General features: G+C 61.3%; 13 protein-coding genes. 7 read left to right on the forward strand and 6 right to left on the reverse strand.

What is annotated here, in order from left to right; translation table 11 throughout:
• Positions 1-43: 43 nt before the first annotated feature.
• Entirely contained in the window at positions 44-2,110 is a 2,067-nt protein-coding gene (locus tag ITX55_RS01085; RefSeq protein ID WP_223084704.1) for a carbon starvation CstA family protein, read from the reverse strand.
• Positions 2,111-2,494: 384 nt separating this feature from the next.
• On the opposite strand from ITX55_RS01085, the gene ITX55_RS01090 reads away from it, so the two are divergent.
• Positions 2,495-3,658: a M20 aminoacylase family protein gene (locus ITX55_RS01090; RefSeq protein WP_074054093.1), complete on the forward strand. Its 1,164-nt coding sequence runs from the start codon at positions 2,495-2,497 to the stop codon at positions 3,656-3,658.
• 30 nt (positions 3,659-3,688) lie between these two features.
• Positions 3,689-4,999: an MFS transporter gene (locus ITX55_RS01095; protein ID WP_197756066.1), complete on the forward strand. Its 1,311-nt coding sequence runs from the start codon at positions 3,689-3,691 to the stop codon at positions 4,997-4,999.
• A 73-nt stretch (positions 5,000-5,072) separates the two neighbouring features.
• Here the strand turns inward: ITX55_RS01095 and ITX55_RS01100 are convergent, their stop codons facing one another.
• The gene (locus ITX55_RS01100) at positions 5,073-7,007 is read right to left on the reverse strand and encodes an exoribonuclease II (RefSeq protein ID WP_033650269.1); all 1,935 of its coding nucleotides are present in this window, start codon (positions 7,005-7,007) and stop codon (positions 5,073-5,075) included.
• Positions 7,008-7,193: 186 nt separating this feature from the next.
• Positions 7,194-7,721, reverse strand: a complete 528-nt coding sequence (gloA, locus tag ITX55_RS01105; RefSeq protein WP_019452681.1) for a lactoylglutathione lyase — start codon at positions 7,719-7,721, stop codon at positions 7,194-7,196.
• A 99-nt stretch (positions 7,722-7,820) separates the two neighbouring features.
• Here gloA and ITX55_RS23945 point away from each other — a divergent pair, with 99 nt between their 5' ends.
• Entirely contained in the window at positions 7,821-8,093 is a 273-nt protein-coding gene (locus tag ITX55_RS23945; RefSeq protein WP_255612125.1) for a LysR family transcriptional regulator, read from the forward strand.
• Positions 8,033-8,674 carry a substrate-binding domain-containing protein gene (locus ITX55_RS23950; RefSeq protein WP_370632574.1) on the forward strand — a complete coding sequence of 214 codons (642 nt, stop codon included), beginning with the start codon at positions 8,033-8,035 and terminating at the stop codon, positions 8,672-8,674. The genes ITX55_RS23945 and ITX55_RS23950 overlap by 61 nt, the downstream gene beginning before the upstream one ends.
• A 15-nt stretch (positions 8,675-8,689) precedes the next feature.
• Here ITX55_RS23950 and ITX55_RS01115 read toward each other — a convergent pair whose 3' ends face one another.
• On the reverse strand, positions 8,690-10,996 hold the full coding sequence (locus ITX55_RS01115; RefSeq protein ID WP_060660654.1) for an FdhF/YdeP family oxidoreductase: 2,307 nt from the start codon (positions 10,994-10,996) through the stop codon (positions 8,690-8,692).
• A 282-nt stretch (positions 10,997-11,278) separates the two neighbouring features.
• On the opposite strand from ITX55_RS01115, the gene dacD reads away from it, so the two are divergent.
• Together dacD and ITX55_RS01125 are read left to right on the forward strand one after the other, a co-directional pair.
• A complete protein-coding gene (gene dacD / locus ITX55_RS01120; RefSeq protein WP_047026317.1) occupies positions 11,279-12,448 on the forward strand; it encodes a serine-type D-Ala-D-Ala carboxypeptidase DacD in 1,170 nt (389 codons plus the stop codon).
• Positions 12,449-12,512: 64 nt separating this feature from the next.
• A complete protein-coding gene (locus tag ITX55_RS01125) occupies positions 12,513-13,418 on the forward strand; it encodes a LysR family transcriptional regulator (protein WP_033650272.1) in 906 nt (301 codons plus the stop codon).
• A gap of 42 nt (positions 13,419-13,460) precedes the next feature.
• Here the strand turns inward: ITX55_RS01125 and ITX55_RS01130 are convergent, their stop codons facing one another.
• A complete protein-coding gene (locus ITX55_RS01130) occupies positions 13,461-14,645 on the reverse strand; it encodes a peroxidase-related enzyme (RefSeq protein WP_223084708.1) in 1,185 nt (394 codons plus the stop codon).
• 17 nt (positions 14,646-14,662) lie between these two features.
• On the opposite strand from ITX55_RS01130, the gene ITX55_RS01135 reads away from it, so the two are divergent.
• Positions 14,663-14,920, forward strand: coding sequence for a hypothetical protein (locus tag ITX55_RS01135; protein WP_046898217.1), 258 nt, complete (start codon positions 14,663-14,665; stop codon positions 14,918-14,920).
• A gap of 146 nt (positions 14,921-15,066) precedes the next feature.
• Here ITX55_RS01135 and sapF read toward each other — a convergent pair whose 3' ends face one another.
• Positions 15,067-15,879, reverse strand: coding sequence for a putrescine export ABC transporter ATP-binding protein SapF (gene sapF, locus ITX55_RS01140; protein ID WP_016927550.1), 813 nt, complete (start codon positions 15,877-15,879; stop codon positions 15,067-15,069).

Consider the following 15,879-nt stretch of genomic DNA (forward strand, 5'->3'; position numbering starts at 1 on the left):
GTAAAAAGGGCGCCGCGGCGCCCTTGCTTGATGCTCGGTTCGTTTAGCTGCGGCCGGCCTCTTCCCTCAGCGCGGCGCCGACCTCGTGCGCCGTCGGCTGTTCGGCGCGCAGCGCCCGGCGGATCGCGAAGAAGGCGGCGATCAGCATGGTCACCGCCACCAGCATAAAGAACCCGCACAGCGCGGCGTTAATCTGGTTGCTGAACACGATGGTTTCCATGTCTTTCAACGATTTGGCCGGCGCAATGATCGTGCCTTGCTCGATGCCGGTGGAGAACTTCTTCGCCTGCGCCAGGAAGCCGATGCTCGGTTTTTCGTGGAAGATCTTCTGCCAGCCGGCGGTCATGGAGGTCACGAACAGCCAGGCGGTCGGCAGAATAGTCACCCAGGCGTAGCGCTGCTTTTTCATCTTGAACAGCACCACGGTGCCGAGGATCAGCGCCATCGACGCCAGCATCTGGTTGCCGATACCGAACAGCGGCCACAGGGTATTGATGCCGCCGAGCGGATCGACCACGCCCTGATACACGAAGAAACCCCAACCGGCCACCGCCACCGTGGTGCCCGCCAGGTTGCCGAACCAGGAGCGGTTATTGGCCAGCTGCGGCACCGCCACGCCCACCAGATCCTGCACCATAAAGCGGCAGGCGCGGGTGCCGGCGTCGACGGCGGTCAGGATGAACAGCGCTTCGAACAGAATGGCGAAGTGGTACCAGAACGCCATCATCGCCCGGCTGTTGAACACCTCACTGATGATGTGCGCCATGCCCACGGCGAAGGTCGGGGCGCCGCCGGCGCGCGACAGGATGGCGTTCTCGCCCACCTCTTTGGCGATCAGCGCCAGCGTCTCCGGCGTGACGATAAAGCCCCAGCTGTTAATGACCTGCGAAGCATTTTCCACCGTGGTGCCGATCAGCGCCGCCGGTGAGTTCATGGCGAAGTAGACGCCCGGATCCAGCACCGAGGCGCAGATCAGCGCCATGATGGCGACGAAAGACTCCATCAGCATGGCGCCGTAACCGATAAAGCGGATGTGGCTTTCGCGCTCCACCAGCTTCGGCGTGGTGCCGCTGGAGACCAGCGCGTGGAAGCCGGAAATGGCGCCGCAGGCGATGGTGATGAACAGGAACGGGAACAGGGCACCGGCGAACACCGGGCCGCTGCCGTCGATAAAGCGCGAGACCGCCGGCATTTTCATCTCCGGCATGGCGAAGACGATGCCGATGGCCAGGCCGATGATGACGCCGATTTTCATAAAGGTGGAAAGGTAATCGCGCGGCGCCAGCAGCAGCCACACCGGCAGCACCGAGGCGACGAAGCCGTAGATCACCAGCACCCAGGTCAGGGTGGTGCCGTGCAGCGTGAAGAACGGCCCCCAATAGGGATCTTGCGCCACGTTGCCGCCGTAAACGATCGCCAGCAGCATCAGCACGAAGCCAATCACCGAAATTTCAGCGATCTTGCCCGGCCGGATAAAGCGCATGTAGATGCCCATGAACAGGGCGATCGGGATGGTGGCGGCGATGGTGAACAGCCCCCACGGGCTGTCGGCCAACGCTTTTACCACCACCAGCGCCAGCGCCGACAGGATGATGATCATAACGCCCAACGCGCCGAGCATGGTGATCACCCCGGCGAACGCGCCCAGCTCTTGCTTGGCCATTTCCCCCAGCGAACGCCCGTCGCGGCGCGTGGAGATGAACAGCACCAGAAAATCCTGCACCGCGCCGGCCAACATAACGCCGACCAGGATCCAGATGGTTCCCGGCAGGAAGCCCATCTGCGCGGCCAGGATCGGCCCCACCAGCGGCCCGGCGCCGGCGATGGCGGCGAAGTGGTGGCCGAACAGCACCCATTTGTTGGTGGGCACGTAGTCCAGGCCGTCGTTGTGGCGTTCGGCCGGGGTCAGACGGCGAGCATCCAGTTCAAAGACCTTGTCGGCGATGAACCGGCTGTAGAAGCGGTAGGCGATGCTGTAGCAGGCGACGGCGGCGACCACCAGCCAGACGGCGTTGACGTGCTCGCCGCGGCTGAGCGCCAGCATGGCGAAGGCGAAGGCGCCGACCAACGCCACCAGCAGCCAGATAAATCCGGACCTGATGTTTCTCATGAAATAACTCCTTGGCGTGCAGAGGTAAAATCGACGTTGTTATTAGGAATGACGTTTTAACAGTAGAAGTTTTGCCGCCGAACCGCGGCAGGTCGGATGAGAAATGTGAAGCAGGTGGGGTTTTAGTGTAAAAACAATGTGATGAAACACCGCTGGCGCAGGCTGCGGCCCATGTGCTTTCCGGCAGAAGTTCATTCTGCACTTTCACTTCGCATACAGCGAATCATCGCCGTTTTTTATCTGAGCACGGCGTCTGGCGGCCTATTATTTTATCTGGCGAGGCGCGCCGAAATAAAATTACTCATGCCGTGTTATACCTTTATTTCAATTCGCACTTTTATTCATTCATTAAATAAATAATAAAGCTACGAAAGGAATTTAATTATGATAAATAAAGTCATTGAAGGGTATTTACCGCAGCTTACGGCCATCCGGCATGATATTCACCAGCATCCCGAGTTGGGTTTTGAAGAATTTCGCACCAGCGATCTGGTGGCGGATTATCTAAGCTCGTGGGGCTATGAGGTACACCGCGGATTGGCGGGCACCGGCGTAGTGGGGACGCTGCGGGTGGGCGACGGCGTTAAACGCCTTGGCCTGCGCGCCGATATGGACGCCTTGCCGATCGAGGAAAACAACGGCAAACCCTGGAGCAGCAGCGTGGCCAACCGCATGCACGCCTGCGGCCATGACGGCCATACCACCATGCTGCTCGGCGCCGCGCGCTACCTGGCGCAAACCCGCCGTTTCAACGGCACGCTGCATCTGATTTTCCAGCCGGCGGAAGAGATGCTGAACGGCGGCGCGCGCATGGTGGAACAGGGGCTGTTCGAACGCTTCCCCTGCGATGCCATCTTCGCTATGCACAACATGCCGGGGATGCCGCTCGGTGAGTTCTTCTTCCAACACGGTCCGTTTATGGCCTCGATGGATCAGTTCAACGTGCGGGTGCAGGGGCGCGGCGGCCACGGCGCCATCCCTCAGCTGGCGGTTGATCCGGTGTTGGTGGCCTCGCATATCACCGTCGCGCTGCAGAGCATCGTCTCGCGCAATATCGATCCGCTGGAAGCGGCGGTGATCACCGTTGGCAGCATCAAGGCCGGCGAGGCGGCCAACGTGATCCCGGACAGCGCGGAGATGAAGCTCAGCGTACGCTCGCTGGATCGCCAGGCGCGCGCTACGCTGCTGGCGCGCATTCCGGCGCTGATCGAAGCGCAGGCGGCAAGCTTCGGCGCCCACGCGACGGTGGAACACGTTAACGGCACGCCGGTGTTGGTCAACGACGAAGCGATGACCCGTTTCGCCCATCGCGTGGCGCAGCAGCAGTTCGGCGCCGCCCGCGCACACTACGGCGCCAGGCCGCTGATGGGCAGCGAAGACTTCGCCTTTATGCTCGATGCGCATCCGCAAGGCTGCTACCTGATCATCGGCAACGGCGACGGCGAAGGGAGCTGCATGGTGCATAACCCGGGATATGACTTTAACGATGGGTGTCTGGCGGCCGGCAGCCAGTATTGGGGAGCGTTGGCGGAAGCGTATTTAAAATAAATTCGAAGAATAATAACAGGGAAGATAATAATGAGTGAAAATACGGCGGCGACGCAACCAACAATAAACGCGCCTGCGAGGGTAGGCGGCAAGAAAGTGATATTTGCCGCCTCCTTCGGCAATGCGCTGGAGTTTTTCGATTTCGGTATCTATAACTTCTTCGTTATTTATATCAGCGTATTGTTTTTTCCCCCCTCGAGCGATCCCAATTTGGCGTTGCTGTTGGCGTTCGCCACGTTTGGCGTCAGTTTTTTCATGCGGCCGCTGGGCGGCATTCTGATCGGCGCCTATGCCGATCGCCATGGCCGCAAGCCGGCGATGATCCTGACGATTTCACTGATGAGCCTCGGCACGGCGATGATCAGCTTTGCGCCGACCTACGCCAGCGCCGGTTATTGGGGAACCGTCACGCTGGTGGCGGCGCGTTTGATCCAGGGCGTGGCGGCGGGCGGCGAGGTGGGCGCATCGATGTCGTTGCTGGTGGAGTCGGCGCCAGCTAACCGGCGAGGCTTCTATTCCAGCTGGTCGCTGGCGACACAGGGCATCGCCACCGTGGTCGGCGGCGTCACCGCGCTGGCGCTCAGCACGGCGTTGCCGGCGATCTCCGGCGAGCCGAATGCCATGGCCGAGTGGGGATGGCGCATTCCGTTCTTTATCGGTGTGGCGCTGGCGCCGCTCGGTTGCTGGCTGCGTCTCGGATTGGAAAGCGACCGGCTGCCGGTGTCGCGGGCCCATGAACCGCCGGCGCAGCTGCGACGGCACTCGCGGGCGGTGGTGCTCGGCGTGATGCTGACCATTGGCGCCACCGTCGCCACTTACATCTCGATGTATTATCTCGGCACTTACGCGGTGAAATACTTAGGCATGCCGCAGGCCTACGGCTATGCCGCGATGCTGCTGGCGGGGCTGGTGACCTTCGGCGGCAGCCTGTTGGTCGGGCACTGGTGCGATCGCTATGGCCGCTTGCCACTGATACGAGGCTCGCGCATCGCTATCTTGATCGTGGCCTTGCCGGCGTTTTGGTGGCTGAGCGCCGCGCCGCATCCGGCGGTGCTGCTGCTGATTGTCGCGATATTGGTCGGATTGACCACGCTCGGCTCGGTGCCGACCATGCTGATGATTTCGGAGCTGTTTCCGCAGCGCATTCGCGCATTGGGGTTTGCGTTGGTCTACAGCCTCGGCGTGGCGATTTTCGGCGGCTTCGCCCAATATATCGCCTCGCAGTCGATCGCGTTGAGCGGCTCGCTGCTGGCGCCCGCCGTCTACCTGATGCTGGCGACGCTGGCTTCGTTGGCGGTGCTGCCATTGCTGCGTGAAACCGGCGGTGACCCATTGCGTTAGCGAGCGCGGACGAAAAAAACGCCGGCGGTTTTCACCGTCGGCGTTTGGCGTCGCTACCATTTCAGGCTGGCGTTCAGGCTGCCGGCCGGGCGATCACGCTGCGGGTTTCCATACGCACTTCGGCGATGGTGACCTGCAAGGTATCGCTCTGGCGGTAAACCACTTCGCCTTTGATCTGCACGGTGCCGGTTTCCTGGCTGCACTGCATCTCGTCTCGCACCGCGTGAATAAACGGCGCCGGGATGAAGGCAACCGCGCCGTTGTCCAGCAGGCGCACGCGCAGGCCGCCGCGTGTCACGTCGATAATCTCGGCGTTGAAGCGGGTATCGGTACCGGCCTTGTCCTGCAGGAAACGGGCGTACAGCCAGTCGCCGACGTCGCGTTCCGCCATGCGGTTCAGGCGGCGGCGTTCCGCCAGCTGCACCGTCACGTCATCCTGCGGTTTTTCCGCCGGCTGCTGGTTGATGATCGCCTTCAGCAGGCGATGATTGACCATATCGCCGTATTTACGGATCGGCGATGTCCAGGTGGCGTAAGCCTCCAGCCCCAGACCGAAGTGTGGCCCCGGCGTAGTGCTGATCTCGGCGAAGGTCTGGAAGCGGCGGATGCGGCTGTCGAGGAACTGGGTCGGCTGCGCATCCAGGTGGCGGCGCAGTTCGCAGAAACCGTCGAGGGTCAGCAGCTTCTCGGCTTCGGCTTCGACGCCGTTGGCCTGCAGTACGGTGACCGCTTGCTCAACCAGCGCAGGATCGAAACCGGTGTGCACGTTGTACACGCCGAAGCCCAGGCGATCGCGCAGCACGATGGCGGCGCAGACGTTGGCGGCGATCATGCACTCTTCAACGATGCGGTTGGCGCTGCGGCGCTGCTCGGTAACGATCTCCAGCACGTCGCCTTTTTCACCCAGCACGAAGCGGTAGTCCGGGCGATCTTTGAATACCAGCGCATGCTGGTGGCGCCAGGCGTTGCGCGCGTCGCAAACGCGTTTCAGCAGGGTGATCTGTTGCGCGATGGCGTCGCTCGGCGGTTGCCAGCCGGCAATGCCGTCCAGCCAGTCGGAGACTTCGTCGTACACCAGTTTGGCTTTGGACTCGATCTCGGCGGCGAAGAACTGAATATCTTCGCCCAGCGCGCCGTCGGCGGCGATGGTCACGCGGCAAGCCAGCACCTGACGGCGCTCGTTAGGGCGCAGCGAGCACAGGTTGTCCGACAGATCGCGCGGCAGCATCGGGATGTTGAAGCCCGGCAGATAGTTGGTGAAGGCGCGCACGCGGGCGATGTCGTCCAGCTTGCTGCCTTGTTCTACGTAGGCAGTAGGATCGGCGATGGCGATGGTCAACTGCAGCGAACCGTCACCGTTGTCGGTCACGTACAGCGCATCGTCCATGTCTTCGGTGCTGGCGCTGTCGATGGTGACGAATTCGAGCGCGGTCAGATCTTCACGCACCAGCGCAGCGTCCGGCTCGCTGAGGGCCTGCATCTCCGGCGCCTCTTTTTCCAGGTTGTGACGCGCCAGCGTCACCCACCACGGGGCGAAATGGTCTTCACCGTCGGTGATAAACTGGGTCAGGTCGGCGTTGAAGCCGCGATCGCCTTTCAGCGGATGGCGGCGCATTTCCGCCACCGCCCAGTCGCCGGCCTGGAAGTTGTGGGTCAGTTCACGCACCGGGCGGCACGGAATCGCGTCTTTCAGCAACGGATGATCGGGCACGATGGACAGACGATCGTCGCGCTTTTGCACGCGGCCGACAAAGCGTGACAGGAACGGCTCGACCAGGGTTTCCGGCTCGGCGATTTCGCGCTCTTTCTCGGTGTGCAGGGTGGCGATAATGCGATCCCCGTGCATGACTTTCTTCATGTACGGCGGCGGAATGAAGTAGCTTTTTTGACCGTCTACTTCAAGAAAGCCAAAGCCTTTCTCAGTCCCTTTCACTACGCCTTCAACGCGCGGGGTCTGAGAGTGAAGTTGCTGTTTTAGCTGCGCCAGCAGCGGGTTATCTTGAAACATATCGTCCAGTGAATGGGTTGTGAGTGGCAAGATTTGCGGCTGACAGTTTTACGCGAATCACCCGCTGCGAGCAAGCCTAACGTCACGGAACCCCGCGTTGCCGCTCGATTTTGCGCAAGATTGGTCAATCGAAGGGCGAACGATGAAAAACCCCGGCGCGCAGGCCGGGGTGAAGGAGGGAGGTAATCAGTCCTGCAGCGGCGTCGGCTGCAGGATTTCAATCCAGTAATCGTCCGGATCGCGAATGAACGCGACGTAGTTCATGCGGCCTTCATGCAGGCGTTTCTGGAAGGTGACGCCCAGGCGCTCAAAACGCTCGCAGGCGGCGCGCACGTCCGGCACCGTGACGCACAGGTGGCCAAAGCCGCGCGGCTCGCCGTTGCCGTTGTGGTAATGGAAATCCGCCTGATTTTCGGTGCCGTGGTTATGGGTCAGCTCGAGAATGCCCGGTTGGCTCAGCGCCCAGCGTTTGCGTTCGTCGTCATCCTGCGGGATCTGCTCGCGCGGGCTGCGCGTCAGGTAGCAGATGGTGAAGGCGGCCTCTTTGAATTCTTCCAGATAGACCGGGGTAAAACCCAGTACGCGAGTGTAGAAATCCAGCGCTTTGGTCAGGTCTTTCACGCGGATCATGGTGTGGTTGAACACGTAACCGTCGGTTACCGCGTCCGGTTGGGCCGCCACGCCGGGCAGCGTCAGTAAATCATTCAGTGGCATCAGTGCTCCTCCTCAAGGTGTCGACAGACTGTAGGTGAAATCGATGCTAATCTAAAGTGATTGTTTTTAACTAAAACACTAACTAAAAGTGAATGATAGATGAAGCTGAGCCAGCTGAAGTTTTTCTGCACCGTGGTGGAACACAAAACCATCGCCGCCGCCGCCCGTGAGCTGCACTGCGTGCCTTCCAACGTCACGCTGCGGCTGCGCGAGCTGGAAGAGACGTTGGGCGGCGAGCTGTTTTCCGCGATAAAAACCGGCTGTATGTCAATCCCAAAGGCCGGCTGTTCTACCAACAGGCGCGCGACATCGTGGCGCAGGCGGAGCGCAGCAAGCAGCTGTTCGCCGGAGAACATCAGCATGGGCTACTGAACCTCGGAGCGCTGGATTTCTCGCTGGTCAGCCATTTGCCGGCGCGCATCGCCCGGCTGCGCCATTTACAACCCCATCTGCAGATCAACGTGCTCAGCCGCGATTCATTGGTGCTGGAGCGCATGCTGATCGATAGTACCCTCGATCTGGCGATCACCGACGGCCCGATTGAACATCCGTTGCTGGCCAGCCAAAAGGCGTTTGACGAACGGCTGGTGATGCTGATGCCGGCTGATGCCGGGCAGCCCGATGCCGCCACGCTGGCGGCGCTGGAATTTTACACGTTCAGCCGAGAATGCTCGTTCCGCCTGAAGGTGGATCACTGGCTGGCCTCGCGCGGGCTGAAACCGCGCATGACGCTGGAAATGGAGTCTTATGCCGCGATGGCGGCCTGCGTGCAGGCAGGTTGCGGCGTCGCCTGCGTGCCGGGTTCTTTGCTGCCGCAGATTTTGCCCGCTCCGGGGCTGAAGGTGGTGGAAATGGGCGAGGAGGGCGTGAGCGATCTGTACTTCGTCTGGCGACGGCATCAGCTGTCCGACGAATTACAGACCATCCTGGCGATATTGAAGCGCCCGGCGTGAACCGGGCGCGCGTTTTCAGGCAATGCGCAGCGAGGGATGCTGTTCGCTGCGGCGAATCGCCACCGGGATCGACTTCGACGTCGGGGTGCCGGTGCCGTCGCCGAAGCTGGCCAGCGGCACCAGCGGGTTGGTTTCCGGGTAGTAGGCCGCCAGGTTGCCACGCGGAATGTCGTAACTCACCAGCTTGAATCCGTCCACTTTACGCACCACGCCATCGTTCCACAGAGTCTCTATCTCAACCCGTTCGCCATCCTGCAGGCCTAGCGCCGCCAGATCTTCCGGATGGATGAACAACACTTCGCGCTGGCCGTAAACGCCGCGGTAGCGGTCATCCAGGCCATAGATGGTGGTGTTGTACTGATCGTGCGAGCGCAGCGTTTGCAGGGTAAACGGCGCTTGCACGTCGCCCAGTTGCGGGAACAGGGTCGCCGGCAGCGCGGCGGCGCTGAATTCCGCCTTGCCGCTCGGCGTGGCAAAGCGCAGTTCGGCGGCGGCATTGCCCAGGTAGAATCCGCCGGGCTGCTCGCAGCGACGGTTGAAATCCTCAAAGCCGGGAATGGTGGCGGCGATATGATCGCGGATCAGCGAGTAGTCGTCGGCCAACTCCAGCCAGTCCAGCTGCTGCGTGCCCAGCACCGCGTCGGCGATGCCGCAGACGATCGCCGTTTCCGAACGTTGGGTATCCGCCAGCGGTTTGCCGATGCCTTCCGAAGCGTGAACCATGCTGAAAGAATCTTCGACAGTGATGTACTGCGAGCCGCTGGCCTGCATGTCCAATTCGGTGCGGCCCAGCGTCGGCAGGATCAACGCGTCTTTGCCGGTCACCAGGTGGCTGCGGTTAAGTTTGGTGCTGATGTGTACCGTCAAATCGCAGTTGCGCAGGGCGCGGGCGGTGCGCTCGGTGTCCGGCGCCGCGGCGGCCAGATTGCCGCCCAGCGCGATCAGCACTTTCACTTCGCCGCGCAACATCGCTTCGATCGCTTCCACCGTGTTGTGGCCCACCGCGCGATTGGCGGTGAAGTTAAAGTGGCGTTCCAGGCTGTCGAGCAGCGCCTTGGGCGACTTCTCGTCAATCCCCATGGTGCGGTTGCCCTGGACGTTGCTGTGGCCGCGCACCGGGCACAGACCGGCGCCCGGTTTGCCCAGTTGCCCGAACAGCAGCTGCAGGTTGGTGATTTCACGCACCGTCGCAATCGAGTGCTTATGCTGAGTCACGCCCATCGCCCAGGTGCAGATCACCCGCTCGGCGCCCTGGTAAGTGGCCGCCGCCTGGCGCAATTGCGCTTCGCTCAGGCCCGATTGCGCGGTAATGGCCCGCCACTCGGTCGCATCCACCTGCGCCAGGTATGCCTCCACGCCGACGCTGTGCCGTTCGATAAACGCCAGGTCGAACAGGGGGGGCTCACCGGCGGCCAGCCGCTGGCGGTGGGTTTCCAGCAGCGCTTTCACCATGCCGCGCACCGCCGCCATATCGCCGCCCAGATTCGGTTGGTAATAGGAGGAGCTGATCGGCGAGGATTTTGGCGTCAGCATCTGCACCGGATCCTGCGGATCGGCGAATCTTTCCAGCCCGCGCTCGCGCAGGGTGTTGAAACTGACGATGCGCGCGCCGCGTCGGGCGGCGTTTTTCAGGCTGTGCAGCATGCGCGGGTGGTTGGTGCCGGGGTTTTGACCGAACACGAAGATGGCGTCGGCTTTTTCGAAGTCATCGATGCGGATGGTGCCTTTGCCGACGCCGATGCTTTGCTTCAGCCCGACGCCGCTCGCCTCGTGACACATGTTGGAGCAGTCGGGGAAATTGCTGGTGCCGAGCATGCGGCCGAACAGTTGATAAAGGTACGACGCTTCGTTGCTGGCGCGGCCCGAGGTATACAGCTCGATTTGGTTCGGGTTGTCCATTGCGTTGATGTGCCTGGCGATCAGCGCCAGCGCGTCCGGCCAATGAATAGGCTCATAGTGGTCGGTTTCGGCGTTGTAGCGCATCGGATGCGTGAGGCGCCCCTGATATTCGAGGAAATAGTCGCTCTGCTGCTGCAGGGTGCTGACGCTGTGCGCGGCGAAGAACTCTGGCTCGACGGCGCTGCGCGTCGCTTCCCAACTGACTGCCTTGGCGCCGTTTTCACAGAAGCTGAAGGTGCTGTGGTTGTCGTCGCCCCAGGCGCAACCGGGGCAGTCGAAGCCGCGCGCCTTGTTGACGCGCATCAGGTTGCGCATGTTTTTTAGGGTTTGTTTACTGTCGAGGACAAAGCGGGTGGTGGCTTCAAGCGAACCCCAGCCGCCCGCTGGGCCGGTATAAGGCTTGATTGACGGTTTGAATTTCATGGTGACACTTCGCAGGTGGTTGTAGCTAAAAAGTAAACGCTTTTTTATGCGTCTTGCGTATTTATGTCACAAGTTTAGGGGCGCGGCAGGCAGGCGTCTAATCGAATGGGGCAATGGCGGCATAGAGCATATCTATCGCAGGCGGACGCTGACCTAAACAAATGGTTGCATAAAGACACCCGCTGCAAAAGAGTAATGGTTTCGCCTGAAAGTGAATTCATGCAGTCTATCTCGCGGATTATATTGGCATTTTATTTAGCCTGCGGGCCTGAGGAACACAGCGTGAAGCGTTCAGTATCAGTGGTGATCGGCGGTATCTTACTGCCTTTAGCGGCGCAGGCGGCGGAAACGGCGTCCCATTTTCCCACCATGACCCCACCGGCGATAGACGCCGCCTCTTACGTATTGATGGATTACACCACCGGCCAGGTGCTGGCTGCCGGCAATGCCGACGAGCGGCGCAATCCGGCCAGCCTGACCAAACTGATGACCGGTTTGGTGATCGATCATGCGCTCGATGAGCATAAGATTGGCCTCGATGATGTCGTTACGGTGGGCAAGGACGCCTGGGCGCAGGGCAACCCGGTGTTCAAAGGCTCCTCGTTAATGTTCCTGAAGCCTGGTGACAGGGTCACGGTGCGCGATCTCAGCCGCGGCATCATCATCGATTCCGGCAACGACGCCTGCGTGGCGATGGCGGACTATGTGGCGGGCAGCCAGGCCAACTTCGTCAAGCTGATGAACGAGAAGAGCGCGCAACTGGGCCTGCAGAACACCCATTTCGAAACGGTACACGGGCTGGATGCGCCGGGGCAGTTCACCACCGCCGGCGATCTGGCGGTGATTGCGCGCGCCATCATCATGAGCGAGCCGGCGGAATACCATATGTACAGCGAGAAATCGCTGACCTGGAACGGCATCACGCAGCAGAACCGCAACGGCCTGCTGTGGGATAAGACCCTGCACGTCGACGGCCTGAAAACCGGACACACCGCCTCGGCCGGCTTCAACATCATCGCTTCCGCCACCGAAGGAGATCGCCGTCTGATCGCCGTGGTGATGGGCGGCAAAAGTTCAAAAGGCCGCGAGGAACAGGCGCGCAAGCTGCTGAGCTGGGGGCTGCGCGACTTTAGCACGGTACACCTGTTTAGCGCCGGCCAGAGCCTGGGGGAAGAGCCGATCTGGTACGGCGAAAGCCACCGCTTGCCGGTCGGCAGCGCGCAGGACCAGTCGCTCAGCCTGCCGAAAAACGAGGCGGACAAGCTGAAGGCGCAGTACGTGCTCAACGTTGCGCGGCTGGAAGCGCCTGTCAACAAAGGACAAATCGTCGGCGAGATCCGCATCAGCGACAATGGCCAGGTGGTGAAAACCCTGCCGCTGGTGGCGCTGCGGGCGGTGCCGCAGGGCGGCGTGTTCTCGCGCCTGGCGGATTACGTGAAGCTCAAACTCTGACTCACCGGGCGGGCGGCGGCGCCCGGTGGTATACTGGTGCGAATGCCGATCATTGAGCCGCGCTATGGATATTAAACAACTGATTTATCTGTGTAATTTAGAACGGGAGCGCCACTTCGGCCGGGCGGCGGAAGCCAGCTTCGTCAGCCAGCCGACGCTGTCCATGCGATTGAAAAATCTGGAAAAAGAACTGGGCGTTTCGCTGATTAACCGCGGCAACCATTTCGGCGGCTTTACCGCCGAGGGAGAACGGGTGTTGGCGTGGGCGCGCGAGATCGTCTCGGTCTACCAAGGGCTGAAACTGGAGGTGGAGTCGCTCAAGCACGGCTTGCACGGCACGTTGCGCCTCGGCGTGGTGCCGCAGTGCAGCATCTCGGTGGCGGAAATGCTCAAGGCGGTCAGCGAACGTTATCCCCATCTTGATTATCGGCTGGCGGTGCTGAGCGCCGATCAGCTGCTGGAGGCGCTGACGGCGCACACCGTAGATATCGGCATCGGCTTTTTCGAGCTGTCGACCTTGAAAGAACTGCATTTCCAATCGCAGCCGCTGGTGGAAACCGGCGTCGAGCTGGTGTTTCATCCGCAGCATTTCCCTAAGCTGGTGGGGGATGCGCCGTTGCCGCTGGAGGCGGTGGCTGCCTTGCCGCTGTGTCTGGCCGAGCCGACGCGTTATTTCCGCCGCTATCTCGATCAGCATTTCCGCGACGCTGGATTGACGCTGCACCCGCGGCTGGAAACTACCTCTATCTTCCAACTGCTGGAGGGGATTTTCGTCGGGTTGGGCTGCGGGTTGTTCCCGCGCGGCCAACTGCAATCGCCGCTGATGCCGGCATTGCAGCGGCGTCCGGTGGCCATCGCCGCCATGCCGCGTCATGCGGCGGTGGTGGTCGATATGTCGGAGCGCGCCACGCCGTTGGCGCAGAAGTTTTTCGATGCCGCCAGCGAGTGGTTGCGGCGGCAAAATATCTGAAGGAAGAATGTATTGCGGCCAGTATTAGCCGCGTAGTGGTATTCAGTCGATAGCGCTGAAAGATTCCGCATCGCCCAGCGTTTGGCGCAGGCGGTTTTCCCAGGCGTAGAGCGCGACGGTGAGGATCACCTCCAGCGCCTGCGCCTGATCCAGGCCGCTGTTGAACAGCGGCTGCACGCTCTGCGGGGTGAACTTCTCAGGTGCGCGAGTCAGCTCGGCGGCGGTGCGCATCACTGCGAGTTTTACCGAATCTTCGGTATACGCCAGCCCCTGAGGCAGCCCGGCGAACAGCGCCTGAACCAATCCTTCATCCTGCAATTCTTGCGCGACGGTGGCCGCGCAGTAACGGCTGCCGTTGATGCGCGAGACCGCCAGCGTCGCCAGCGCCTTGAGGCGACTCGATAACCCATATCCTTCGGCATTGATGCCGTTGAACACCCCGTTGCGCTCGCGCAGGGTGGCGGCGTCGTGGGCTAACAGCAAATAATAAGATTCGGCGCGCGCCTGCGGGTGACTTTGATCCAACACATCAAGCTGTTCGGCGGCGGCGGTTTCCGCGTCGATCGGCGGCAGGCGGGCAGACCAATTCAGTTCGTCGGCGCTGAAAGCGATGCCATCGGCGTCTTCGACGTTAGGAAAGCCGGGCACCACCACCGCCGGCCGGCCGGCCAACGCCGCGACGCCGGCGACCACGCGCGCCTGATAGCTGACAAAACCGATCACCTGCGAAAAGGTGACAATATCCGCCGGGCTCAGCCCGACGTCGGCGAGCTGTTGCAGCGCCTTGCGGCAAATCAGCGTGGGCTGGCTGGCAAGCTGGCGGGCATATTGGGTGATCTGAGCAAGGCGGATATTGCTTTCCCGGGAGGCGTCCGGGCTGTGCAGCGGGGTGAGGCGGGCGGCGTAGTGGCTACAAAGCGATTGCACGCCCGTCACCTGAGCGACGGTCAACGCGGTGCTGAGGCGATCGTAGGGTGACAATGTCACGTATCGTGACAGCGGCACCTGGTCGGGAAACAGCGCGTGGTAACCGGCCAACGAGGCGCTGAACACCCCGGCGTGAGCGCTGAGCGCATTGTTTAAGGCTTCATCGGCGAAGGCGCCCAGCCCCAGCAGAAAGCGATCGCGAAGGGTGGCCGCCTGGGGTTCCAGCGGCGCATCGCCCCGCACGCTGCTTTGGGTTTCGTGATACCACTGGGCATTATGTTGTCGACGGAGTCGTTCCATAGGGTCAATCCTTAATCATGATCAACAACCGCCGCTGCGCGCGGCAGCGTCGGCTGGACAAAGAGGCAACATGCCCGCAGGCGGGGCGAAAGGCGGTTTTAGCGCAGCTCATCACAGCAGAGGGCGTGGCCGTAAACAGAAAAACCGGCTGCCAGCGTGAGCAGAAACTGCGTAAGGCGGCGATGGCGAATGCTGTTCATCAGTGCGATATCCTGTCGTATGAGAAGTGCAACGTAGGGGATATCCTCACCGATCGCCCTGGCGAGATAAAATAATGTTACGGACTAATCAATAACTGAAAGGAATAAAATATAAGGATATATAACAAGAATGTAATTTGCATGTGCGCTTTCTTGCTAAGCGGCAGGCGTGCAAGGTGATAAAAAACCCGCCGCAGCGGGTTTGGAGGTGAAAGTGTGACTCAGAAGCGGCCGCCGTCGCGCCGCCAGGCATCGGCGGTCAGCGCCTCGCCGAAGTGGCTGGCGATAAGGCGCTTGGTCAATTCGTGCAGCGGCGCCGCCAACACCTCCGCGGTGCTGCCGCGTTCGACGATTTCCCCTTCGTGCATCACCAGCACCTGGTCGCTGATATGCTTCATCATGCCGAGGTGCTGGGTGACATAAATATAGGAAATGCCGTGTTTTTCCTGCAGCTCCAGCATCAGGTTGATGATTTGCGAGCGCATCGACATGTCCAGCGAGGCCAGCGCCTCATCGGCGACGATCACCTTCGGTTGCAGGATCAGCGCGCGGGCCAGCGCGACGCGCTGTTTTTGCCCGGAGGCCAGCATGTGCGGATAGTAGTAGGCGTGATCCGGCAGCATGCCGACCTGGCGCAGCGTTTGGTTGATACGCTGCTCGCGTTCGGCTGGCTCAAGATCGGTGTTCAGCCGCAGCGGCGCATCCAGCAGCTGGCCGATGCGCTGGCGCGGGTTGAGCGAGGTGCTCGGATCCTGAAAAATCATGCGAATACGCTGGCTGCGGTAACGATAATCGCCGAACGCCAGCGGATGATCGTCGATCAGCAGCTCGCCGGCGGTGGGTTCCACCATGCCGGAGAGCATCTTCGCCAGCGTGGATTTGCCGGAGCCGTTCTCGCCGATCACCGCCAGCGTCTGGCCTTCGCGCAGGGTAAAGCTGACCGATTTCACCGCCTCGACGTGCTGGCGGCGAAACAGCCCGGTGCGGTAGCGGTAGGTTTTGCTCAGGTTGCGCACTTCCAACAGCGTTTCCAT

Origin of the sequence: Serratia sp. EWG9, assembly GCF_019913725.1 — a bacterium.
Classification (GTDB): domain Bacteria; phylum Pseudomonadota; class Gammaproteobacteria; order Enterobacterales; family Enterobacteriaceae; genus Serratia; species Serratia ureilytica.

Excerpts from the sequence above, each read along its gene's own strand:
- ITX55_RS01085 (WP_223084704.1), bottom strand. The coding sequence starts at position 2,110 with ATGAGAAACATCAGGTCCGGATTTATCTGGCTGCTGGTGGCGTTGGTC.
- ITX55_RS01090 (WP_074054093.1), top strand. The coding sequence starts at position 2,495 with ATGATAAATAAAGTCATTGAAGGGTATTTACCGCAGCTTACGGCCATC.
- ITX55_RS01095 (WP_197756066.1), top strand. The coding sequence starts at position 3,689 with ATGAGTGAAAATACGGCGGCGACGCAACCAACAATAAACGCGCCTGCG.
- ITX55_RS01100 (WP_033650269.1), bottom strand. The coding sequence starts at position 7,007 with ATGTTTCAAGATAACCCGCTGCTGGCGCAGCTAAAACAGCAACTTCAC.
- gloA (WP_019452681.1), bottom strand. The coding sequence starts at position 7,721 with ATGCCACTGAATGATTTACTGACGCTGCCCGGCGTGGCGGCCCAACCG.
- ITX55_RS23945 (WP_255612125.1), top strand. The coding sequence starts at position 7,821 with ATGAAGCTGAGCCAGCTGAAGTTTTTCTGCACCGTGGTGGAACACAAA.
- ITX55_RS01115 (WP_060660654.1), bottom strand. The coding sequence starts at position 10,996 with ATGAAATTCAAACCGTCAATCAAGCCTTATACCGGCCCAGCGGGCGGC.
- ITX55_RS01125 (WP_033650272.1), top strand. The coding sequence starts at position 12,513 with ATGGATATTAAACAACTGATTTATCTGTGTAATTTAGAACGGGAGCGC.
- ITX55_RS01130 (WP_223084708.1), bottom strand. The coding sequence starts at position 14,645 with ATGGAACGACTCCGTCGACAACATAATGCCCAGTGGTATCACGAAACC.
- ITX55_RS01135 (WP_046898217.1), top strand. The coding sequence starts at position 14,663 with ATGATCAACAACCGCCGCTGCGCGCGGCAGCGTCGGCTGGACAAAGAG.
- sapF (WP_016927550.1), bottom strand. The coding sequence starts at position 15,879 with ATGGAAACGCTGTTGGAAGTGCGCAACCTGAGCAAAACCTACCGCTAC.